15 protein-coding genes and 7 tRNA genes are annotated in these 24,383 nt (G+C 38.3%); 19 read left to right on the top strand and 3 right to left on the bottom strand.

The window, feature by feature from the left end; all coding sequences use genetic code 11:
• Position 1: 1 nt before the first annotated feature.
• The 4 genes from recB (at position 2) to MT391_RS09780 (ending at position 7,560) form a co-directional block, all read left to right on the top strand.
• Positions 2–3,928 (top strand): exodeoxyribonuclease V subunit beta, encoded by a 3,927-nt coding sequence (gene recB / locus MT391_RS09795; RefSeq protein WP_499497773.1) that lies wholly within the window; start codon positions 2–4, stop codon positions 3,926–3,928.
• Positions 3,922–6,102 (top strand): exodeoxyribonuclease V subunit alpha, encoded by a 2,181-nt coding sequence (recD, locus tag MT391_RS09790; protein WP_499497771.1) that lies wholly within the window; start codon positions 3,922–3,924, stop codon positions 6,100–6,102. The genes recB and recD overlap by 7 nt, the downstream gene beginning before the upstream one ends.
• Before the next feature lie 129 nt (positions 6,103–6,231).
• The gene (gene ybaK / locus MT391_RS09785; protein WP_166373224.1) at positions 6,232–6,693 is read left to right on the top strand and encodes a Cys-tRNA(Pro) deacylase; all 462 of its coding nucleotides are present in this window, start codon (positions 6,232–6,234) and stop codon (positions 6,691–6,693) included.
• A 243-nt stretch (positions 6,694–6,936) separates the two neighbouring features.
• Positions 6,937–7,560 (top strand): MarC family protein, encoded by a 624-nt coding sequence (locus MT391_RS09780; protein ID WP_166373222.1) that lies wholly within the window; start codon positions 6,937–6,939, stop codon positions 7,558–7,560.
• Between the two features lie 187 nt (positions 7,561–7,747).
• On the opposite strand, the gene MT391_RS09775 is transcribed toward MT391_RS09780, so the two are convergent.
• A complete protein-coding gene (locus MT391_RS09775) occupies positions 7,748–8,104 on the bottom strand; it encodes a VOC family protein (RefSeq protein ID WP_166373220.1) in 357 nt (118 codons plus the stop codon).
• Positions 8,105–8,723: 619 nt separating this feature from the next.
• Here MT391_RS09775 and tig point away from each other — a divergent pair.
• The 6 genes from tig to MT391_RS09745 all read left to right on the top strand — a co-directional run bounded on the left by tig (position 8,724) and on the right by MT391_RS09745 (position 17,016).
• A complete protein-coding gene (gene tig, locus MT391_RS09770) occupies positions 8,724–10,031 on the top strand; it encodes a trigger factor (RefSeq protein ID WP_499497769.1) in 1,308 nt (435 codons plus the stop codon).
• A gap of 114 nt (positions 10,032–10,145) precedes the next feature.
• Positions 10,146–10,769 carry an ATP-dependent Clp endopeptidase proteolytic subunit ClpP gene (gene clpP / locus MT391_RS09765; protein ID WP_028869508.1) on the top strand — a complete coding sequence of 208 codons (624 nt, stop codon included), beginning with the start codon at positions 10,146–10,148 and terminating at the stop codon, positions 10,767–10,769.
• Positions 10,770–10,788: 19 nt separating this feature from the next.
• Entirely contained in the window at positions 10,789–12,084 is a 1,296-nt protein-coding gene (clpX, locus tag MT391_RS09760) for an ATP-dependent protease ATP-binding subunit ClpX (RefSeq protein WP_166373216.1), read from the top strand.
• Between the two features lie 164 nt (positions 12,085–12,248).
• Positions 12,249–14,606, top strand: a complete 2,358-nt coding sequence (gene lon / locus MT391_RS09755; protein ID WP_166373214.1) for an endopeptidase La — start codon at positions 12,249–12,251, stop codon at positions 14,604–14,606.
• A 155-nt stretch (positions 14,607–14,761) separates the two neighbouring features.
• Positions 14,762–15,037, top strand: a complete 276-nt coding sequence (locus tag MT391_RS09750; RefSeq protein ID WP_028869511.1) for an HU family DNA-binding protein — start codon at positions 14,762–14,764, stop codon at positions 15,035–15,037.
• Positions 15,038–15,117: 80 nt separating this feature from the next.
• Complete coding sequence (locus MT391_RS09745) at positions 15,118–17,016, top strand: SurA N-terminal domain-containing protein (RefSeq protein ID WP_499497767.1); 1,899 nt, start codon at positions 15,118–15,120, stop codon at positions 17,014–17,016.
• A 169-nt stretch (positions 17,017–17,185) separates the two neighbouring features.
• Here the strand turns inward: MT391_RS09745 and MT391_RS09740 are convergent, their stop codons facing one another.
• Positions 17,186–17,770, bottom strand: a complete 585-nt coding sequence (locus tag MT391_RS09740; protein ID WP_499442050.1) for a thymidine kinase — start codon at positions 17,768–17,770, stop codon at positions 17,186–17,188.
• 190 nt (positions 17,771–17,960) lie between these two features.
• Between MT391_RS09740 and MT391_RS09735 the strand changes: the two genes are divergently transcribed.
• Positions 17,961–18,578, top strand: a complete 618-nt coding sequence (locus MT391_RS09735) for a DsbA family protein (RefSeq protein WP_166373211.1) — start codon at positions 17,961–17,963, stop codon at positions 18,576–18,578.
• Positions 18,579–18,688: 110 nt separating this feature from the next.
• Here the strand turns inward: MT391_RS09735 and gltX are convergent, their stop codons facing one another.
• Positions 18,689–20,113: a glutamate--tRNA ligase gene (gene gltX, locus MT391_RS09730; protein WP_166373210.1), complete on the bottom strand. Its 1,425-nt coding sequence runs from the start codon at positions 20,111–20,113 to the stop codon at positions 18,689–18,691.
• 270 nt (positions 20,114–20,383) lie between these two features.
• Between gltX and MT391_RS09725 the strand changes: the two genes are divergently transcribed.
• The 8 genes from MT391_RS09725 to MT391_RS09690 all read left to right on the top strand — a co-directional run.
• Positions 20,384–20,459, top strand: a tRNA-Val gene (locus tag MT391_RS09725).
• Between the two features lie 45 nt (positions 20,460–20,504).
• A tRNA-Val gene (locus tag MT391_RS09720) sits at positions 20,505–20,580 on the top strand.
• Between the two features lie 33 nt (positions 20,581–20,613).
• A tRNA-Val gene (locus MT391_RS09715) sits at positions 20,614–20,689 on the top strand.
• A 36-nt stretch (positions 20,690–20,725) separates the two neighbouring features.
• Positions 20,726–20,801: transfer RNA gene (locus MT391_RS09710), tRNA-Val, on the top strand.
• A 26-nt stretch (positions 20,802–20,827) separates the two neighbouring features.
• Positions 20,828–20,903, top strand: a tRNA-Val gene (locus MT391_RS09705).
• 37 nt (positions 20,904–20,940) lie between these two features.
• Positions 20,941–21,016: transfer RNA gene (locus MT391_RS09700), tRNA-Val, on the top strand.
• Between the two features lie 25 nt (positions 21,017–21,041).
• A tRNA-Val gene (locus MT391_RS09695) sits at positions 21,042–21,117 on the top strand.
• 932 nt (positions 21,118–22,049) lie between these two features.
• Positions 22,050–24,383 (top strand): Ig-like domain-containing protein (locus MT391_RS09690; RefSeq protein ID WP_499497766.1); only part of this gene is annotated, 2,334 nt, incomplete at its 3' end.

Below are 24,383 nucleotides of genomic sequence, written 5' to 3'. Positions count from 1 at the left end.
TATGGTAGAAGAAAATTTAAACCTCGACCTTGATATAGCTAATGATGAGATCAATAGCGATATTTCTGTAACCCCTTTACAGGCGTTAACCTTTCCACTGTTTGGGCGTCGATTGATAGAAGCGTCAGCGGGTACGGGGAAAACCTATACCATTGCGAGTTTATTTATTCGCTTGCTGTTAGGTCATGGTAAGCAAGGCGATGCCCCGTTAGATAGCGATAATATAAGTGCTATTCAAAGTACTGAGCAAACTAAGCAAAGTGCCATGCAAAGCACTAGTCAAGCTAGCAACCAAACTGCGCATCGTTCGGCATTAACCGTAGATAAAATTTTAGTGGTGACCTTTACTGAAGCGGCCACTGCAGAGTTAAGAAGTCGAATTAGAGAGCGTATTCGTGAAACACGTTTAGCGTTTATTGCAGGCGGTAGTAAAGATGATTATTGCCAGCAATTGATTGAAGATAGCACCAACCTTGAACATGATATTCGTTTACTACGTTTTGCCGAATTACAAATGGATGAAGCGTCTATTTTTACCATTCATGGTTTTTGTCAGCGCATGTTACAACAAAATGCTTTTGAGTCGGGTAGCTTATTTCAACAAACTTTATTAGAAGACGATTCTGAAATTTTAAGCCAAGCCTGTAACGACTTTTGGCGCGCACATTTTTATCAATTATCTACGTCATTAACGGAAGTTATTTATGGTTATTGGGCGAACCCTGCAGCGTTAAAATCAGAATTACAGCAATGGTTGTCACGCAATGATTTAACGTTTATTCCAGCTATTACTGATTTTGATTTTCAAAGTAAATATGAAAAAAGTTTAAATGCCATTGCACAGGTTAAACAAGCCTGGAATGCTGATAAGGATGATTACTTAGACATTATCACGCATTCTGGTGTCGACAAGCGAAGTTACAGTAAACGTAATTTACCGGAATGGTTTAAGAATGTCAGTGAATGGGCGTTATCTACCCAGCTGGACTTAACACTACCTAAAAGCTTACCTAAGTTTTCACAAGCTGAGTTAATTAATAAAACGAAGAAAGGGGCTGCGCCAACGCATGCAACATTTGAATTAGTTGAAGCCTTACTTGAGCAAGACATTTCAATTAAAAATACTTTATTGATTAAAGCGACACATTGGATAAAAGAGAATTTACAGAGCACCAAACAACAGCACATGTTGTTAGGATTTGATGACTTATTAACGCGTTTAGACCATGCATTACAGGTATCACCAGCAGGGCATTTAGGGCAACAAATAAAGCAGCAATATCCGATCGCATTGATTGATGAATTTCAAGATACTGACCCGGTGCAATACCGTATTTTTGATACGATTTATGCGCAAGTTAGTGTTGATAATGATCAGCTTAACGATCCGCTTAATGATGCGATTGATGACGCGGCGAATGATATGCCGGATCAAATTAAAGACGGCACTAAAGCTCAAGGCCGAATAGATCAAGTAGAACAATTAACGCGCTTTGATCAATCAGGTTTATTTATGATCGGTGACCCCAAGCAAGCGATTTATAGCTTCCGTGGTGCAGATATTTTTACTTATATGAAAGCGCGTAATGCGGTCACCGCGCATTATAGTTTGGATAATAACTATCGCTCCAGTGCGGAAATGATTGATGCGGTAAACGGTTTTTTCCAACATCGAGTCGCACCGTTTATTTACGATCAAGATATTCCTTTTTTCCCTGTGCAAGCGCCACCCATTAAACGTAAAAAATTAGTGGTCAATAACCCCGATGATGATCAACAGACGGCATTGCAGTTTTTACATATTAATGGTGGTTTAAGTAGCGATGCCTTTCGATATGCAAGCGCACAAGCCGCAGTGAATGAGGTTAAGGCGTTATTGTTATTGGCGCAGCAAGACCAAGCTTATTTAGAAGACTCTGAAGGTAATAAATCACCTATTCTAGCGAATAACATTTCAGTATTAGTCCGTACCGGTAACGAAGCCAACATTATTCGTAAAGCGTTATTAGAAGAAAATATTAATAGTGTGTATTTGTCATTGAAGGAGAGTGTATTTGCAAGTACTTTAGCGCAGGATTTGTTGCGTTTATTAAGTGCCTGCTTGCACCCAAGTAATGAACGTTATTTACGTTCTGCAATTGCTTGTAAATTGTTTTCGTTAACCCCTTATCAAATTCACTTTACCTTTTCTGACACCGCCAGTTGGGAAGCTAAAATTGCTGACTTTGCGCGTTATAAAACCGTATGGGAAGAAAGTGGCATATTGGTGATGTTGCAACAGTGTTTTCATGAGCAAGGTATTAGCGCCAATTTATTAGCGCAAAGCCAAGGGGAACGTGCATTAACGGATCTCTTACATCTCGCTGAATTATTGCAAAAAAACAGTATGGTGTATGAAGGGGCCTTTGCGTTATTACGTTGGTTTAGCGAGCAGATAAATAATGCTAAAAACGAGCAAGGTGAGCAGAAACAACGTTTAGAAAGTGAAAAAGAGTTAGTACAGGTAAGTACTTTGCATAAATCTAAGGGGCTAGAATACGATATTGTGTTTATTCCATTTAGTGGTTTATATCGAGAACCTAAAGAGTGTTTGTTTCACGATAGCCAACAACGTTTAGTATTTGATTTAAATGGCGAAGAGGCAAATAGAGAAAGTACTGCCAAAGAGTTGTTAGCGGAAGATATTCGACTGCTTTATGTCGGTTTAACGCGCAGTGTTTATCGTTGTTATTTAGGCATTGGCCCTTATAAAAGAGGACGCGCTAAAGTATCACCGTTAACCAAAAGTGCGTTGGGTTATTTATGTGTTAAAGCAGGTGAAGAATTACAGGCCGGTGATGACCAAAAACTGCAACACTTATTAAAAAGTGTGTGTGACATGTCGAAAAATATCGGTATTCGTAATACACCAAATCCCTTGAGTGAAACCTATCAAGCGACCAGTCAATCTGCGGCTGAATTAATTGCACCGCAGCAGTTTGCTGGACACATTGAAAAAAATTGGTGGGTGACTAGTTACTCGGCTTTATCTCGTTTCCATAGCGCGCCGACCATTGAAGATAAACAGACCAAAAAAATTCCAGAAGAAAGCGTTCAAACCTTAGAACAGTTACAGCAACCTTCGTTACTACAACCGACTCTAGTAGCGCAAGAGCAGCAAGTTAATAATGTATTTAGTTTTCCGCGTGGTGCAAAACACGGTACTTTTTTACATGAGTTGTTTGAAGAACTTGATTTTCAAGATAGCCCCGCAGATAAGTTGATCCCTTGGTTAACGGACCGTTTAATTATTAATGGTTATGAACCAGCGGAAGAGTGGGCACCAATTGTCAGTGAATGGATAACGCATATTTTAGCGCACCAATTAGCTGCCAATGAATACCCTGAGTTATCGCTGTCGCAATTAAGTGAAGCGCAAAAGAAAGTAGAGATGCAGTTCTTTATTCCGATGCAACCGATTGAAGCGTCATCGGTGAACCAGTTGATTACTCATTATGACCCTTTATCGGCACGTGCGGGTTTATTACAGTTCAACCAAGTGCAAGGCATGCTCAAAGGCTTTATTGATTTAACTTTTGAATATCAAGGGCAATATTTTGTATTGGATTATAAGTCTAACTACTTAGGTGATAGTCTCGCGGATTATAGTGAACAGGGCATGGCCGATGCAATTGTTGAGCATCGTTATGATTTTCAATATCAATTATATACCTTGGCATTACACCGTTTGTTAAAATCACGCTTAGATGATTACGATTACGAGCAACATATTGGCGGTGTGTTTTATACCTTCTTACGGGGAATGCAAGGAGAGCACAATGCAGGTTCTTATTTTACTAAACCAAAGTTCGAACTGATTGATAAATTAGATAAGTTATTAAGCGGTGAGTTAAGCGCAGAAAAACTGCGAGAGGAGTTGTCATGCTAGATAAAAACAATAACCTTGGCACTAAGTCGGTACAAGGGATCATAAGCGAACAGCTCAGCGCAAGTGAACAGGATATGTTAGCGTTATTAAAGCGCTGCCAGTTAAATCAACAAATTCGCCCAATAGACTTCCATTTTGCAAAATTTATGGCGCAATTAGGGGCTGATAATTTAATGCAATTAGCGGCTGCGCTAGTGAGTCAGCAACTCGGTGGCGGTCATATTTGTTTACCTATCGATAAAATAGGTAGTTTGTTCCATCAACATTGTTTGCAGCTTGGTATCGATTCAAAGGTTGAAAGTGAACGTCTAAAGGTGTCTTGTATTTTTCATGATCAACAACAAATGCATTATGCCTTAAATGAAAGTATTTGTTGTGGTGACGATGCGCCTTTACGCTTGCAATATGACGCTTTATTCATGGCGCGTTACGCTGAATTTGAGCAACTTATTTCAGATAAACTTTTGCAGCCTATTGCTGTAATGGTAAGTGAAGAAAGCAAAGCATATTTAGAACAGTTGTTTAAACCTCAGTACACTTATTTATGGCAGGCATGGCAACAAAATAACACTCAATCGGTACAGATTTTATGTGAAAAGTTTTTAGATGTTATCGATAATGCTGCCGTTGATTGGGGAGCGGTTGCCGCTGTTTTCAGTAAAGCAAACTGCGCGGATGATTTAAACTCATTAGCAACACTAATAAGCAATCACGTGCGTTGTGATTGGCAAAAAATAAGCGCGGCATTGGCGTTAACCTCTGCGCGTTGTGTTATTTCAGGTGGTCCAGGGACAGGTAAAACCACCACTGTGGTTAAACTGTTAGCTTTGTTATTACATGCTGAGCCGGATTTAATGATAAAAATGGTCGCGCCAACGGGTAAAGCGGCGGCACGTTTAACGGAATCGATTACTAACGCATTAGCAGATTTAGATTTAGACAAAACCGTTGCACAGCTTATTCCTACTGATGCTAGTACTATTCACCGCTTATTAGGGGTACGTAATAATAGCGCCCACTTTCGTCACCACGAACACAACAAGTTAGTATTAGATTTGCTGCTGGTGGATGAAGCCTCTATGGTTGATTTACCTTTGATGGCTAAGTTATTGAGTGCTTTACCTGATCATGCTCGTTTAATTTTGTTAGGTGATAAAGACCAATTAGCTTCCGTTGAAGCGGGCGCAGTATTAGGTGATATTTGTTCGTTTATTGAATCGGGTTATAGCCAACAAAAAGCACAGCAATTAGCAGATTTAACTGGTTTCGATAGTTTATTAGATCAAGCAAACATTGCGACAGCTGCTGCATCCGAAGCTGCTACGACTAAAACTACAATATCCCAAACAGCAGTATCCCAAACAAGAATGTCGGATAATTTATGTTTATTGAAAAAAAGCTACCGTTTTGATCAATTCTCCGGCATTGGTTACTTAGCATCGGCGATCAATAAAGGCGGCATTACTGCAGCCAAACTATTGCGACTATGTGAACAATACGATGACTTAAATTATTATCCTAATGACCCTCAAAGTGATGCTATCTTTGAACAGCTAGTGATTGAGGGTTATGGCCCTTATTTATCTGATATATGCGCGATTAATGACGATAACCGCGATCAAGCGAAAAAATTGTTACAGCAATTTAATGATTTTAAAATTCTCTGTGCAACGCGTGAGCAGGAGTGGGGTGTTGATAATCTAAATCATCGCTGTGAAAAAATATTGCAAAAGGCGGGTTTATTAGCACGTCGTTTCGATCTCACACAAACTTGGTACCTTGGGCGACCTGTGATGGTGACTGAAAACAGTTATCACCTTGGATTGTTTAATGGCGATATTGGTGTGTGTTTGGCCGATCCAAGTGGGCAATTAAGGGTTTATTTCGTGATGCCCGATGGTTCCGTGGCTGACTTTCAACCTAGTCGATTACCTACTCATCAAACGGTATTTGCCATGACGGTGCATAAAAGCCAAGGTTCAGAATTTAAACATACCTTACTGGCTTTGCCTGACTATGCGTTACCTGTGATGAATCGGGAGTTGATTTATACGGGTATTACACGTGCAAAAAAACAATTAACGCTGATTGCTGATCTTTCATTAGTGGCCAGTTCAGTGAGGAATAGAGCAAGTAGAAATAGCCGTTTAACTGAACGATTAAGCACAAATTAATGAGTACTTACTGAGAACATAACTATTTTAGCAAGCCGCTATGCTAGCAAGGGCTATGTTCGCAAACAGCAAGCAGTTTTAATTGGGCAATGGGTAGATACTTAATTTATTGATAATAGGCGAGTAAAAATGACACCGGCAATATTATTAGCAGAAAAAAATAAAATAACGTTTCAAGTACATCAATATAAACATGATAAAAAAGCTGAATCCTATGGTTTAGAAGCCGCTGAGAAATTGAATGTGGACCCACTACAAGTTTTTAAAACATTGGTGGTGGAAGTTGATAAGCAATTAGTGGTGGCAGTACTACCAGTGACGGAACAACTTAATTTAAAAGCAGTTGCGTCGGCATTAAAAGCTAAGAAAGCGCAAATGGCGAATAAAAATGATGTATTACGTTCTTCGGGTTATGTGTTGGGTGGTGTTAGTCCACTTGGTCAAAAGAAACAATTGCCAACCTTGATTGACGAAAGTGCATTAGCACAACAAACTATTTATGTAAGTGCTGGTAAAAGAGGGTTAGAGATACAGTTAGCAGCGCAAGACTTAGCAGATCTTTTATCGGCTCGCTTTGTTGATTTAACTTAATGTTTTTTATTTACTCCTGTTAGCGCTCCGGTCTAGAGTCTGTCTGCATCTACATTGTGTTGAAGGGGACAGTTGATCGTAAAATAGATCCTTCCGCTGACAGGTTTAAACCTTGACTCATTTCCTCATAAACACAGATTTATTTTAAATACTATCTAGCTTCTAAATACGTCTATGTTAGCATGCGCTGAATTTTCTGGCGTAGCGTCGGAAACACTTTTTTAATTGTTAATGAGACAGTAGATGGAACAAGTAATTACCCTATATTTAAAACTATTTTTTATGATGACACCGTTTTTTGTGTTATCTGTTTTTTTGATCATGAGTAAAAGATTAACCTCATCGGAAAAGAAGCAAATTATTCTTAAATTAAGCATTACTGTGCTCATCATTAGCTTAGTATTCCTGATCTTCGGTCAATATATTTTCAGTTTATTTGGTATTACATTAGATGCCTTTAAAATTGGTGCTGGTACTGTGTTATTTTTAAGTGCGTTAGAAATGATCAAAGGCGGCACAGAAGTGCCTGAAGGACCAGAAGGCTCTAATAAACGCGGTGTTGATTTTGCCATTGTCCCCTTAGCTATTCCGGTAACAGTTGGTCCAGGTATGATTGGTATATTAATGGTTATTGGTGCTGAGTTAGATGGATTAGCCGATACGATTGTGGTGGTATTAGCCTTGATTGCTGCTGTAGTTTCGGTGGCAGCTGTGCTGTTGTTCTCTAATAAGATCCAACGTTTATTAGGTCAGCAAGGTTTAGAGGTATTACCTAAAATCACAGGATTATTTGTTTCTGCTATTGGCGCACAAATTGTATTCTCTGGGATCCAAGGATTTTTTGTTGGTGGGTTGGTCGCTCAATAAAAAATAGTGCTGTGTTAGCTAATGAATAAAAAGTTAACACAGTATTTAAGCGTTATTTAAAATTGCTTTTAACAAGCTATGTAATGAAAGAGCTAACAAAGCTTGCGCTAAGCGCTGTAACAAGCCCTTTAATAACGCATTTAATAGGCTTATTAGCTAAAGCTATATATTGATTGAACTACTTTTCTTAAGATTCAGACCAAACGGCGAATTCATTGCCACTTGGTTCGGTAAAATGAAAGCGCACACCACCCGGAAACGCAAACAGCGGGGTACTTATTTTACCGCCGGCTTGCACTATTTTTAGCTCAAGCGCAGCTATTTCCATGGTATAAAATACTGTCAGTCCAGCACCATTAGCTGAATTAGAGATTAGCGGAGAACGATAAAAACCACCGTTAAGTCCTGATTTTTCGACGAACGCAATATAATCTGGCCCATAGTCAGTAAATTGCCAGTTAAAAACTTGGGTAAAGAAACTTCTAGTTGCCGCTAAATCTTTCGCTGGATATTCCAAATAATTTATCTTGTCGCTTTTAGTCATGGCTTATCCCTCTTAGTTTGAAATGATAAGTGCTTCAATGTTAAATCCGCGTGCTTTAAAAACGTTAATGCTGTTAATTTATCTAAATAGCATGGTTTAATTTTTTTAGTCTTGCTCTCGCTTGTTATATGCGGGCGAACATTAAAGGTATTTGATGATGTCAGTTGCTAACCACTTTGAATGTGAGCGTTATTTAAGCAAGCATTTACGAATTACTAAACAAGTATCTAAACAAGTACCTATGCAATGGCCTGCAAGTATTTAAGCAGTTACTATCGCTGAATCATAAAATTTATAAACAGAAAGCGATCACAGGTCTAAAACTATTTGCTCTTTTAGCACTTATTTTTTTATGAATTGCCAAAAATAGCACTGATCTTCTAAAAAACTGAGCTAGCACTCGGTTTTTACTATCTGCTACCTATCGACTATCAGCAAAACAGTGTCTATAATGGCGCGTCTTAAATTTCACTATAGAAATCATAAAATGATTTTTGATTAAGGTGTTATTTTATCATGCGGTTAGTCTAAGCAAATACACCTTAGTGATGAAAGCGAATAAATAAATAGGCTTTTATCAGTAAATACAATTTTTAACGTAAAAGATAAAGGAATAAAAATGCAAGTTTCTGTTGAATCTACACAAGGCCTAGAGCGCGTATTAACAATTACTGTTGCTGCTGAAACATTCGATAAAGAATTTGACGGACGTCTACGTCATTTATCAAAAACACAACGTGTTGATGGTTTCCGTCCAGGTAAAGTTCCAGCATCAGTTATTGCTAAGCGTTTTGGCGCAGCTGTTGAGCAAGAAGTTGGCGGCGAAATCATGCAACGCAACTTTTATGAAGCTATTGTTGCTGAAAAATTAAACCCAGCTGGCGCACCTGCTGTAGCACCTGTTGCACGTAAAAAAGGTGAAGATTTTGTTTTCACTGCAACATTTGAAGTTTACCCAGAAGTAACATTAAATGAATTAGACGCATTAACAGTAGAAACTGTGACTGCTGAAGTTGAAGATGCTGATTTAGATAAAATGTTAGTAACATTACAAAAGCAACATGCTGAATGGAATGACGTTGAGCGTGAATCTCAAAACGATGACCAAGTAACTGTTGATTTTGAAGGTTCTATCGACGGCGAATTATTTGAAGGCGGTAAAGCGGAAGGTTTCCAAATCGTTTTAGGTAGTAACCGTATGATCCCTGGTTTTGAATCAGGTATCGTTGGTAAAAAAGCAGGCGAAGAGTTCAGCATCGACGTAACTTTCCCTGAAGATTACCATGCAGAACAGTTAAAAGGTAAAACAGCACAATTTGCAATCAACTTAACTAAAGTTGAAGAGCAAACATTACCTGAGTTAACAGAAGAATTCGTTAAAAAATTCGGCGTTGAAAGTGGTGACCTAGCTGCTCTTAAAGAAGACGTTAAGAAAAACATGCAACGTGAACTTGAGCAAGTATTAAAAAATACTGCAAAAGACAACGTATTAACTGCATTAGTTGAAAACAACGAAATCGAAGTGCCTAAAGCATTAGTTGATGGTGAAGTTAACGTATTACGTAAACAAGCTATGGAACGTTACGGTAAGCAAATGGACCCAAGCAACTTGCCTGAGTTACCAGCTGAACTGTTTACTGAGCAAGCTGAAAAACGTGTTAAAGTAGGTCTTTTACTAGGTGAAGTAATCAAAGTTAACGAATTAAAAGTTGACCAAGAAAAAGTTGCTGCATTAATTGAAAATGCTGCTTCTGCTTACGAAAACCCATCTGAAGTTGTTGAATATTACAAAAACAACAAAGAACTAATGCAAAACATGGAAAATGTTGCATTAGAAGAGCAAGCGGTTGATTTTATCATTGAAAAAGCTAAAGTAGCTGAAGTAAAAAAATCGTTCGATGAAGTAATGAATAAACCTGCTGCTTAATAGTTTCTTTAACTATTAATTCAAGTGGTTATACATTTCAATGGCTCGGGTGATTTCACTCGGGCCATTTTCATTTTTAACGCAAACAATAAAAATAAATAATTAGGATGGAATATGACTAACCCATTTGCTGGAAATACGGAACAAATCAGTAACGCACTTATCCCTATGGTTGTTGAACAAACGGCAAAAGGTGAGCGTTCATATGATATCTATTCTCGACTATTAAAGGAACGTGTTATCTTTTTAACCGGTCCTGTTGAAGATCACATGGCTAACGTGATCACTGCGCAGTTACTTTTTTTAGAGTCTGAAAGCACAGAAAAAGATATTTACATTTATATTAATTCACCAGGTGGCTCGATTAGCGCTGGTATGGCAATTTACGATACAATGCAATTTATCAAACCAGATGTAAGTACTATCTGTATGGGAATGGCCGCTAGTATGGGCGCATTTTTATTAGCAAGTGGCGCTGAAGGTAAACGTCATGTATTACCTAATGCTAAGGTGATGATTCACCAACCACTAGGTGGTTTCCAAGGTCAAGCTTCTGATTTTGAAATACATGCAAAAGAAATTTTAGCAACAAAACAGCGTATGAATGAGTTATTAGCATTCCATACGGGTAAAGATATTGAAGTTATTGCTCAGGATACTGACCGTGATAACTTTATGCGAGCTCAAGAAGCAGTTGACTATGGTATTGTTGACTCAATCTTAACTCGCAGAGCATAAATAAGGGATAACGATAACTATGTCCGATAAAAACAACAATGATGCTAATAGCAGCCTATTGTATTGTTCGTTCTGTGGTAAAAGTCAGCATGAAGTTAAAAAACTGATTGCAGGACCTTCTGTGTATATTTGTAACGAATGTGTTGATCTTTGTGATGACATCATTAAAGAAGAAATTGCTGAGCTTACAAGTAATGCTGAAACCAGTACTAACAGCAATAAAAAATTACCAACACCCCATGATATCCGTGCGTCATTAGATGATTATGTTATTGGCCAAGATTTAGCAAAAAAAGTGCTATCTGTTGCTGTTTATAATCATTACAAACGCTTAAAACACGGTGATATCGCCGATGGTGTTGAGTTAAGCAAATCTAATATTTTGCTGATTGGTCCAACGGGTAGTGGTAAAACACTCCTGGCTGAAACCATGGCTCGTTTATTAGATGTACCATTTACAATGGCTGATGCAACCACTTTAACTGAAGCTGGTTACGTGGGTGAAGATGTTGAAAACATCATTCAAAAACTATTACAAAAATGTGATTACGATCCTGAGAAAGCGCAACGCGGTATCATCTATATTGATGAAATTGATAAAATAACGCGTAAATCTGAGAATCCATCTATCACTCGTGATGTTTCTGGTGAAGGTGTTCAGCAGGCATTATTGAAACTGATTGAAGGTACCGTTGCTTCTATTCCTCCACAAGGTGGGCGTAAGCATCCAAACCAAGAATTTATTCAAGTTGATACATCTAAAATATTATTTATTTGTGGCGGTGCATTCTCTGGTTTAGATAGCATTATTGAGCAACGTATTAACACCGGTGCTGGTATTGGCTTTGGTGCAACCGTACGCGATAAAGATGCTAAAGCGTCATTAAGTGATACGTTCAAGAAAGTGGAACCTCAAGATTTAGCAAAATATGGTTTGATTCCTGAATTTATCGGGCGTTTACCAGTAGTTGCAACATTAACTGAATTAGATGAAGAAGCATTAGTTGAAATTTTAACTGCACCTAAAAATGCAATTACAAAACAATATGCGGCTTTATTCGGCTTAGAAAATGTTGAACTTGAATTCCGTCCTGAAGCGTTAACTGCGATGGCTAAGAAAGCGATGAACCGTAAAACTGGTGCACGTGGTTTACGTTCTATTGTTGAAGCTGTGTTATTAGATACGATGTATGACCTGCCTTCAGTTGAAAATGTAATCAAAGTGGTTGTTGATGAAAACGTTATTATGGGTGATGCATCACCTTTGTTAATTTACTCAGAAGAAGAAAATAAACTCGTATCGTCTGATAAATAAGCAATTAATAACAATAAAATAAAAAAAGAGGGCATTATGCTCTCTTTTTTTGTTTCTACGCTTGAAAAAAAACTTAACATCCCCAATATTGGATACAAGTAAAAATATTTTTACGCGTGCATTCATTTCATGTATTTATTTTCAATACTTTTTCTGGGGACAATATGAAATTAGAAACAGACCAGCTGTTGACGCTACCTGTCTTACCACTCCGTGATGTCGTTGTTTACCCGCACATGGTTATTCCATTATTTGTCGGCAGAAAAAAATCGATCAGCTGTTTAGAAGCTGCGATGGAGCAGGGCAAAAAGGTATTATTAGTAGCACAAACTGAAGCTTCACTAGATGATCCTAAAATAGAGGATTTATACTCAGTGGGTACGGTTGCTAATATTTTACAATTATTAAAATTACCTGATGGCACGGTTAAAGTGCTAGTCGAGGGTGTGCAACGAGCCACTATTCTTCGTAACATTGATCATGAAGAATACTTCTTTTCTGAAGTTGAGCTGCTAGAAAGTGAAGGCGTCGATGAGAAAGAAGAAGAAGCGCTGATACGTAGCGTATTAGGACAATTTGAGTCATATATTAAGCTCAATAAAAAAATTCCACCTGAAGTACTTGCTTCTGTTAATGGTATCGACGAACCAGAGCGCTTGGCAGATACAATTGCAGCGCATATGCCATTGAGCCTAGAAGATAAACAAACGGCGTTAGAGTTAACTAATGTGACTGAACGTTTTGAATATCTAATGGGTATGATGGAAAATGAAGAAGATATTCTAAAAGTTGAAAAACGTATTCGTAGCCGTGTTAAGAAACAAATGGAACGCAGCCAACGTGAGTATTATCTTAACGAGCAAATGAAAGCGATTCAAAAAGAGCTCGGCGATAGTGAAGAAGGTCAAAGTGACCTTGAGCAATTAGAAGAAAAAATTGAAGCGGCTGGCATGTCAGCTGAAGCAAAAGAAAAAGCGTTATCTGAACTTAAAAAGCTAAAAATGATGTCACCGATGTCATCGGAAGCAAGTGTTATCCGTACTTACATTGAAAGCTTAGTGAATGTACCGTGGAAGAAACGCAGTCCTGTTAAAAAGAATTTAGCTAAAGCACAAGAAATCTTAGATGAAGATCATTACGGTTTGGAAAAAGTCAAAGAGCGCATTTTAGAATATTTAGCAGTTCAAACACGTATTAATAAATTGAAAGGCCCTATTTTATGTTTAGTGGGGCCTCCAGGTGTTGGTAAAACATCTTTAGGCCAATCCATTGCGCGCTCAACTGGCCGTAAGTATGTACGCATGGCATTAGGTGGTGTACGTGACGAAGCTGAGATCCGTGGTCATCGTCGTACTTATATTGGTTCGTTACCGGGTAAGTTGATTCAAAAAATGACTAAAGTGGGCGTTAAAAACCCATTATTCTTATTAGATGAAATTGATAAGATGGCTTCCGATATGCGTGGTGATCCTGCTTCTGCATTATTAGAAGTGTTAGATCCAGAACAGAATAATAGCTTTAATGACCATTACCTTGAAGTTGATTACGATCTTTCTGATGTGATGTTTGTTGCTACGTCTAACTCAATGAATATTCCAGGTCCACTTTTAGACCGTATGGAAGTGATTCATTTATCTGGTTATACAGAAGATGAAAAACTTAACATCGCTAATGGCCATTTATTAAGCAAACAAATTAAGCGTAATGGTCTAAAAGAATCAGAAATTTCAATTGATGATAGCGCGATAATTGGTATCGTACGTTATTACACGCGTGAAGCCGGTGTACGTGCTTTAGAGCGTGAGATTTCTAAAATTTGTCGTAAAGTTGTGAAAGATATTTTATTAGACAAAAAACTGAAAAAAGTAGATGTTACTATTGATAATCTAAAAGATTATTTAGGTGTACGTCGTTATGACTTCGGTAAAGCAGACTCTGAAAATCAAGTTGGCCAAGTTACAGGGCTTGCTTGGACATCTGTTGGTGGTGATTTATTAACTATCGAAGCAACCTCTGTACCGGGTAAGGGTAAGTTAACTTACACTGGTTCATTAGGTGATGTGATGAAAGAGTCTATTCAAGCTGCGATGACAGTGGTGCGTGCGAAAGCTGAAGAATGGCGTATTAATAGCGACTTCCATGAAAAACGTGATATACATGTGCACGTGCCTGAAGGTGCTACGCCAAAAGATGGCCCAAGTGCTGGCGCAGCAATGTGTACGGTGTTAATTTCTAGCTTAACAGGTATTCCTGTTCGTGCTGATGTGGCGATGACAGGTGAAATTACGTTACGTGGAGAAGTACTTCCAATTGGTGGTCTAAAAGAAAAATTATTAGCGGCTCGTCGTGGTGGTATTAAAACGGTATTGATTCCGTTTGAAAATACACGTGACTTAGAAGAAATCCCTGATAATATTAAGGACCAACTAGAAATTAAGCCAGTTCGTTGGATAGATGAAGTATTAGAAATCGCTTTACAAGATAGCATTAAAGGTTTTTCTATCGGAAAAACTGAAAAATAGGTGACAAACCGCATAAAATAAGGGCTATCTACCTAATTTTATTCAAATTTACTTGCTTGAATTTGAATAGAACAGTAGCCTAGCCCTGTATTTTTTTACTATGTGCCATTCAATCTTAAAATAGCACCAATTTATTATAGACAGGGGATTTACAAATGAACAAAGGACAATTAATCGATAACATCGCTGAAAGCGCAGATATCTCAAAAGCTGCAGCTGGTCGCGCATTAGATGCATTTATCGACAGCGTTACTACAGCTTTAGTTGAAGGCGACAGCGTATCACTAATTGGTTTTGGTGCTTTCTCAGTAAAAGAGCGTGCTGCACGTACAGGCCGTAATCCACAAACTAATGAGCCAATTCAAATCGCAGCAGCAAAAGTACCTGCATTTAAAGCGGGTAAATCATTAAAAGATGCTATCAACGCATAAGCGTTTTTATTGCACCGTTATGCATTAAGCGCGTCCTATGATGCGCTTTTTTGTTTTTAAGTCTTAAAGAGTAAAATATTATGTTAGATAAAATGCGCGAAGGCTCTCAAGGGATCGTAGCTAAAAGTATTTTAGTGGTGATCATCCTGTCTTTTGCTTTGGCGGGGGTGAGTAGCTATTTAGGGACTACTTCAGAAAGTGCAGTTGTCACGGTTAACGGTGAAGCTATTTCACAACAAAGTGTTGAACAAGCTTATCAAAATGAAAGAGCGCGTTTACAACAGCAATACGGCGAACAGTTTGACTTGATCGCTTCTACACCTGGTTTTACACAACAGATTCGTGCTCAAGCTACACAGACATTAATCACTGAGCGTTTGATTGCACAAGCCGTTACTGAAATGGGTTTACGTGTCGGCGATGATCAAGTTAAAGAAGCTATTCGAAACATGCCTGAATTCCAAGTTGATGGTAAATTTGATAACAACTTATACTTGTCTTTATTACGTAACAATAACTTAGCTCCAGCACAATTCAGTGCAAACTTTAAAACTGACTTAGTACGACTACAACTATTAGAATCATTAGTGGGTAGTGAGTTTGTTTTACCATTAGAAGTTGAGCAAGCTTATCAATTGCAAGGTCAACAACGTGTTGCACGTATTTTGAATATAAAAAGTGCTGATTTTATGACTACAGATTCTGTGTCTGAAGATGAAATCAATACCTACTATGCAGATAACAGCGAGCAGTTTCAAAATCCTGAGCAAGTTGATGTTGAATACATTCTGTTAGATGCTGCAACATTAGCACCAGAAGTAAACCTGAATGAGAAAGATATTGAAACTTACTACGAACAACATGCGGATCAATATCAACGTGTTGAACGTCGTAAAGTAGCTCATATTCTGGTTCAAGGTGATTCAGAAGAAGCGAAAAATAAAGCACAAGCTATTTTAGACGAATTAAAAGCGGGTGCAGATTTTGCTGAATTAGCAAAAACAAAATCAGATGATGTCTTTTCTGGTAAAAATAATGGCGAATTAGATTGGTTCGAGCGTGGTGTGATGGATCCTGCATTTGATAAAAGTGCTTTTTCGTTAACAACTGATGCACCTCTATCTGATGTTGTTAAATCAGAATTTGGTTTTCATATTATCAAATTAATTGAAGCACAGGAAAAAGCAACATTACCGTTGGATGAGGTTAAATCTAAAATCGAAATCGCGCTTAAAAACGATAAGATGAAAGAGATGTACGACAACTTATACCAACGTTTAAGTGAAGTCGCATTCGAGTCTCCTGATAACTTAGAAGAAGCCTCTGCTGAAGTTGGTGTAGCGATTCAAACAACAGGTTTCTTCTCAGCTGATAATGCTCCAAGTTCTGTTGATAACCGTAATGTACTTAATCAAGTGTTTAGTGAAGATTTCCGTGCTGAAGGTTTAAACTCTGAGATTATTGAACTTAATGATTCTCAAGCAATTGTAGTGCGAGTTAAAGCTCACAAAGACGCAGCGACTAAACCATTAGCGGACGTTTCTGAGCAAATTACATTACAACTTGAAGAGCAAAAAGCAGCAGCTGCAGCACAACAATTTGTAGAGTCATTAATGGCTAAATTAAACGCTGGTGAATCAATTGCAGCTGAACTAGCGGATAAAGATATTGCGTTCACTGCACCGTTGACGCTAGCACGCTATAGCCGTGATTATGATGCTCAGGTTATTCAACGTTTGTTCCAATTAGCTAAACCAGAAGCTGAAAATGTGACACGTGATTACGTGGTTACTGCACAAGGTGATTTTGCAGTTATTGAGTTATCTGACATTGTTGATGTGGATAATGCAGAAGCGAATGAGCAGACTAAAACGCAATTATCAACTATGTTAGAGCGCAGTACTTCTGAAGCGACTTATCAAGCATTAGTGACGTACTTGTTAGACAATGCTGATATTAGCTATGCGGGTGAACAATAAGTCCTAATGTCTAATGAATGACTTAATAAACTATGTTTCATAATTAATAAGTTATTCTATAAAACCTAGATAAATAAAAAGCGGCTCAATGAGTCGCTTTTTTAATGTGTAACTTGTTGATTTTGTTTTATTACCCCGAATTGAGATTATGTAGACTCAGTAAAATTTGTCACTCTTTATCCCAAAATACTTTCCTGAAGTGTTTACGACAAACAGAGACATAACTTTCATTTCCACCTATTTCAACCTGAGCACCTTCCTGAATTGCCTCACCATTTCCATCCAAGCGTAAAACCATATTAGCTTTACGACCACAATGGCAGATTGTTTTTAACTCGATCAATTTATCAGCCCAGGCTAATAAATATTGACTACCTGGAAATAGTTCACCTTGGAAATCTGTTTTAATACCATAGCAAAGTACTGGAATGTCTAATATATCCACAACATAGGTAAGCTCTCTAACTTGTTGTTTACTTAGGAATTGAGACTCATCGATTAAAATGCAGTGTTGTTTTTGCTGCAGATGTACTTCAGCGATCATTTCAGCTAAATTATCCGTTGCTGCAAAGATATGCGCATCGCTTTCAATGCCGAGTCGTGATGAAACTTTACCAATACCAGAGCGATTGTCGATGGCTGCAGTTAATACAAATGTATTCATGCCTCGTTCACGATAGTTATATGATGATTGTAATAGTGACGTTGATTTACCTGCATTCATTGCGGAGTAATAAAAATAAAGTTGTGCCAAAATAAAGTCCTGTTATCAAGCTGATTAATATACCCAAACTGCAAAGAACTTTTTATGGTTCGCAGGGCTAATAACGTATTATAACACTACCCAATCACTTTGTTATTGTTCGGTATATATTTACTGTAATGTAGTGATGTAAATAAATTAAAATAATCTTGGGATAAAGTATTTTTAAATGGAGTGAGTAATGAGTAAAGCAGTTTTATATTATGTATATGATCCGATGTGTAGTTGGTGTTGGGGATATCGAGATAGTTGGTTAAAACTATCTCAAGCATTAGGATCAAAGGATCTAAGCATTGAATATAAGTTAGGTGGGTTAGCACCAGATTCTGATGTTGTTATGCCCAATGAAATGCAACAGATGTTACAGGGAATTTGGCATAAAATTCACAGCCAATTAGGCACACAATTCAATTTTGACTTTTGGACACAATGCGCACCGCAGCGATCAACTTATCCCGCTTGTCGTGCTTGCCTTATTGCAAGAGATAATGACCAAGAACAAGCTATGTTATTTGCTATTCAGCAAGCTTATTATTTGCAAGCAAAGAATCCATCATTAACCTCTACATTAGCAGAGTTAGCCGAAAGTATTGGTTTTAATAGGGAATGGTTTGAAAAACAATTGAATGATGACGAAGTGAATGTGAGATTCCATCAAGAAATTTCGGCTAGTCGTCAGTTGCCTATTCAAGGTTTTCCATCATTAGTTTTAGCGGTTAATGGTCAACATATACCGATAGCCATTGATTATTTAAATTGGCAAAAAACCTATCAACAAGTTATAGATTTATTAAATTAATTCAGTAGTTAAAGTTGTTAGTGAATAAAAAAGCCCGTTTATGGATGCTAGTTTAATGTCGCATTTCATTAACGGGCTTTAAATTTAGCTAACGTCTCACTTAATAAAGTTTACGCTGCATTCTCACGTGCTTCAATGAAAGCGATAGCGCGCGAGATACGTTCAACACTGCGTGTTTTACCAATTAATGCTAATGTAACATCAAGAGAAGGGGACTGACCTGCACCTGTAATTGCTACGCGTAACGGCATGCCTACTTTACCCATTCCTACTTCTAGTTCAGCGGCGGTATCTTCGATAATTTGGTGTAAGTTAGTTTCTGACCAATCATCGCTAGCTTGTAGTTTTGTTTGTACAAGCTGTAAAGCTTCTTTAGCAACAGGACGTAAATGTTTTTTAGCTGCCGTTGCATCAAAATCTTCATAGTCTTCATAAAAGTAGCGACTAGAATTTGCTAACTCTACTAATGTTTTTGCACGTTCTGCTAATGCCGTAACAACTTCTGTTAAAGCAGGACCATTACTGGTATCAATATTTTGCTGCTGCATATGCCATTGTAGATGACCTGCAACATATTCAGGGCTTGATGTTTTAATGTAATGGTTGTTTAACCAAAGTAATTTATCAGTATTAAATGCTGATGCAGACTTACTAACATGATCCAAGCTGAATAGGTCAATCATCTCTTGTTGTGAGAATATTTCTTGGTCACCGTGAGACCAACCTAAACGAACTAAGTAGTTATTTAATGCATTTGGTAAATAACCTTCGTCACGATATTGCATGACAGAAACAGCGCCGTGACGTTTAGAAAGTTTTGCGCCATCATCGCCCAAGATCATTGAACAATGCGCAAAACGTGGTACAGGTGCGCCAAGTGCTTCATAGATGTTGATTTGGCGAGGTGTGTTATTAATATGGTCTTCACCACGTACAACGTTAGTAATGCCCATATCCCAATCATCAACAACAACACAGAAGTTATATGTTGGCGAACCATCACTACGACGAATAATAAGGTCATCAAGTTGATCGTTAGCTATTTCAATTTTTCCGCGGATCTCGTCATCAAAAATCACTGAACCTTGTTTTGGATTACGGAAACGAATAACACAAGGTTGATCGGCTGTTGCTGCTTGATTCACTGCAACAATTTTAGGATGTTGTGCATCATAGCGTGCCATCTCTTTATTAGCTTCTTGTTCGGCACGGATCTCATCTAATAAATCTTTAGGTGCGTAACATTTGTAAGCTTTATCTTCAGCTAATAGCTTATCCACCATTTCATTGTAACGGTCGAAACGCTTAGTTTGATAATAAGGCCCTTCGTCCCAATCCAAACCTAACCAAGTCATACCTTCTAAAATAGCATCAACAGCTTCTTGAGTAGAGCGCTCGATATCGGTATCTTCAATACGTAATACGAATTGACCACCTTTGCTTTTTGCATGTAACCATGAATATAGTGCTGTACGCGCACCACCAACGTGTAAATACCCAGTTGGGCTAGGGGCAAAACGAGTTTTAACTGTCATTAAAAATTTCCTTATGGAACTATTGAATAATCATTGCCGTATTTTAACGAAACCGCATCTAATTACATTAACTATTTATCGATAGCGCGCATTTGCCTCTGAAAAGGGTGAAAACAATAAAAATTAAGCGTTTTTTGCTTGCCCTTTAAGCAGTTAAGCAAAAAAGAACACTTTTATTTAAAAAGGCCTTGACTGAAAAAAGTCGAACCCTATAATACGCCCCACAAACAACGGCATTCAATTTAATGTTTTGTTAGTAGAGAGTAACATGGGCGATTAGCTCAGTTGGGAGAGCATCGCCCTTACAAGGCGAGGGTCACTGGTTCGAACCCAGTATCGCCCACCATGTTACTTGTTCTTCAAGAGAATTAAAATTTTGAACTTTGAAAGTGGGCGATTAGCTCAGTTGGGAGAGCATCGCCCTTACAAGGCGAGGGTCACTGGTTCGAACCCAGTATCGCCCACCACTTTCAAATGTTATAGCAATAAAATTTAAAGATGGGCGATTAGCTCAGTTGGGAGAGCATCGCCCTTACAAGGCGAGGGTCACTGGTTCGAACCCAGTATCGCCCACCATCTTTAGTTTATTATTATGGCAACAATAAATATCATGGGCGATTAGCTCAGTTGGGAGAGCATCGCCCTTACAAGGCGAGGGTCACTGGTTCGAACCCAGTATCGCCCACCATGATATTTATTAAAAGATTTAAAGATGGGCGATTAGCTCAGTTGGGAGAGCATCGCCCTTACAAGGCGAGGGTCACTGGTTCGAACCCAGTATCGCCCACCATCTTTACGTTTTTATCAGTACGGCATTAAAATATCATGGGCGATTAGCTCAGTTGGGAGAGCATCGCCCTTACAAGGCGAGGGTCACTGGTTCGAACCCAGTATCGCCCACCATGATATTTGAAAAAGATTTAAAGATGGGCGATTAGCTCAGTTGGGAGAGCATCGCCCTTACAAGGCGAGGGTCACTGGTTCGAACCCAGTATCGCCCACCATCTTTAATCTAGTCACTCACTTATTAAATAATCAATTTAATAAGTCTACAAATAGAAAATAATCCTCATTTAAATCCATTGTGAACCTATATTAATTCTTATACCTGAAGTTAATCCTTTATGTCACAAGTGGCTACTTAGATCTAAGTAATAGTTAATTGATTTATACTTATAAAAATTAATGGCATTTTAGTTACTGCTTTAATTCGGAACGTCTTACTATAACTCTCAGAATTTTTAGAATTAATCAGTCGATTTAAAATTGTTCCAGTCTATTTCCGTTGTCAGAACAATTGGTTATTACAAATAATGACTTCTATAGTTACTTTATTCTTAACCCTAGATAGTTCAGTCATTTGTTCTCGATTGAGATCACTACATGCTTTATATAAATAAACGACATCTACATTAATACTTCTATTAACTAGTCTACATTTATCGAACAAAAAACAAGGTTTCTTTTCATTATCAGTATAATAAAGATTATGATCATAATTTTAAGATATAACTAATATTATTTCTGTAAACAGATACCACTATAAACATTTCATTCTATTGGTATGGGCATAATAAACAGCTTTCATAAAGACACTCATATCAAGGTTTCTAGCTAATGAAGATGAATTTTTATCAATTTAAATAAGCTAAGTGATCAGATAGTTAAGGTGCAACGTATACTAAATGTAAATTTGACTAAAACACTTATCTCTATTACTTTAGTATTGGTTTATTTGATTTTTTTGGAATATATAATTTATAGTGTTTTACATAAGAAATAGACATTAACAAACAGTTTGAAACAATAATCAAAAAAATAATTTTTTACAAAATAAATATGCAATAAAAAAAGGATAAGTTTGTTGTGTATTTTATTTTTAAATTTTCTAATAGTTTATTTATTAGAATTAGAATAGTCGCGTTGGGGAAAAATAATGGAAAAGCAAAATAATCTAGTTGATGATACGAATGACACTGAAGTTGTACTAAATGAACAACAAGTGACTGAAGCTGAACAGCAATTAAAAGCCGGTGAAGAACAATTAATTGCAACGGAAGATCAATTAGTCCCAACTGCGACGGATGATGCCGTCTCTGAAGTTGATGCTGAAGAAGAAATTGTCTCAGATATCGAAAATATTGACGATTTAGAAGCGTTACTTGCGCTTGGCGAAGAGGTCTTTGATTTAGATATTGAAACTGCTGCCGGTGAATTATCGAATGGAGGGAGTTCTTCTGTTGTTGATTTCGCTCGAGATGGCGCCGAAACTATTGCCACCACTGCTTTCCAAACATCTGCCTTCAATACCCCCACTATAGATACGCAAGTGTTTACTGACGAAAATGATGACGATGCTAATTTTAATGTTAACTCTGCAGCAACACTTACATTAACAAATACTAACAACTTTATCGAAGATGATGGTAGTGCAGTCATTGGTGCCGTGGTTTCAACTTATACCATTAATGATTTAGATGGTGATCAAGTTACAGTTACTTTAAGCGACACTGAAAACTATGCCTTAGATGGTAATGGTAATGTTGTGTTAACAGAAACTGGAGCGGCTTTGGTTAATAACGGCCAGGATTTGCCTCCATATACATTAACACCAAATGATGGCCAAGTTGACGGTCAACCGGTAAGCCATGACCCAAGTATTACCACTACAAATGATGCACCGATCTTAACATTAACTAGCACCACTGATTTTACAGAAGATGATGGAAGTGCCGTTGAAGGTGCTGTGGTTGCGACGTTTGAAACCTCTGATGAAGATGGCGACGATGTGACGGTTATCTTGAATGACACAATCAACTATGCGTTAGATGATAATGGTAATGTTGTGTTAACGGAAGCAGGCGCTGCTTTGGTGAACAGCGGTCAAGTATTACCTCCTTTCACATTAACCCCAACTGATGGTCAAGATAATGGTGAAACCGTTTCTGTTGAACCAGGTATTACTGCGGCTAATGATGCCCCAACGATTGATATCACCTCAGTGACGAACGTCACCGAAGATGCGGCAGAAACCGTGGCAGGATTGGTAGTAGCGACGTTTGAAACGAATGATGAAGACAGTGACTCGGTCACTGTTGTATTAAGCGATACCGTTAACTATGCGATAGTTGATGGCACGGTGGTGTTAACCGCCGTCGGTGCGGCCTTAGCCAACAGCGGTGAAGAATTACCTGAATTTACCTTAACACCAAGTGATGATGATGTGAGCGGTGAGCCCGCGTCAGTGGATCCAAGCGTGGAGTTAATGAATGATTTAACCTTCGTTAATAATGATACTGGAATATTGAATGAAGATGCTGCCATTGATATCGATGTATTAGCGAATGACGATGACTCAGCCGATGGATCAGATGCGGCGGTTTCGCCAGTAGAAAGCGTGACTCAAGGCGCTAATGGTTCAGTCTCAATCAACGCCGATGGTACGGTGAAATACACACCAAATGCTGACTTTAACGGGTCGGATAGCTTTACTTATACCAATGAAGAAGGTCAAGAAGCCACGGTTAATGTCACGGTCGATGCCGTGAATGATTTAACGGTTGTGACTAACGATACCGCGACGACTAATGAAGATGCGGCAATTGATATCGATGTGCTTGCGAATGATACCGATACGGTTGATGGCACTGCAGCGGCGATCTCACCAGTAGCCTCTGTTACCCAAGGTAGTAACGGTTCAGTAGTAGTTAATGCTGATGGCACGGTGAAATACACACCGAATGCAGACTTTAACGGCACGGATAGCTTTACTTATACCAATGAAGAAGGTCAGGAAGCTACGGTTAATGTCACTGTGGATGCCGTGAACGACCTTACGGTTGTAGCTAACGATACCGCGACGACTAACGAAGATGCAGCGATTGATATCGATGTGCTTGCAAATGATGATGACTCAACCGATGGCACTGAAGCAGCGATCTCACCAGTAGAAAGCGTGACTCAAGGTACCAACGGTATCGTGACTATCAATGCCGATGGCACGGTGAAATACACACCGAATGCTGACTTTAACGGCACTGATAGCTTTACTTATACTAACGAAGAAGGTCAGGAAGCCACGGTTAATGTCACCGTGGATGCCGTGAACGACCTTACGGTTGTAGCCAACGATACCGCAAGCACTAACGAAGATGCAGCGATTGATATTGATGTGCTTGCAAATGATGATGACTCAACCGATGGCTCTGAAGCAGCGATCTCACCAGTAGAAAGCGTGACTCAAGGTACCAACGGTATCGTGACTATCAAT

Origin of the sequence: Vibrio sp. 1-Bac 57 (assembly GCF_037546855.1) — a bacterium.
Lineage (GTDB): Bacteria > Pseudomonadota > Gammaproteobacteria > Enterobacterales > Psychromonadaceae > Psychromonas.
This window is presented reverse-complemented; position numbering and strand designations above follow the sequence as displayed.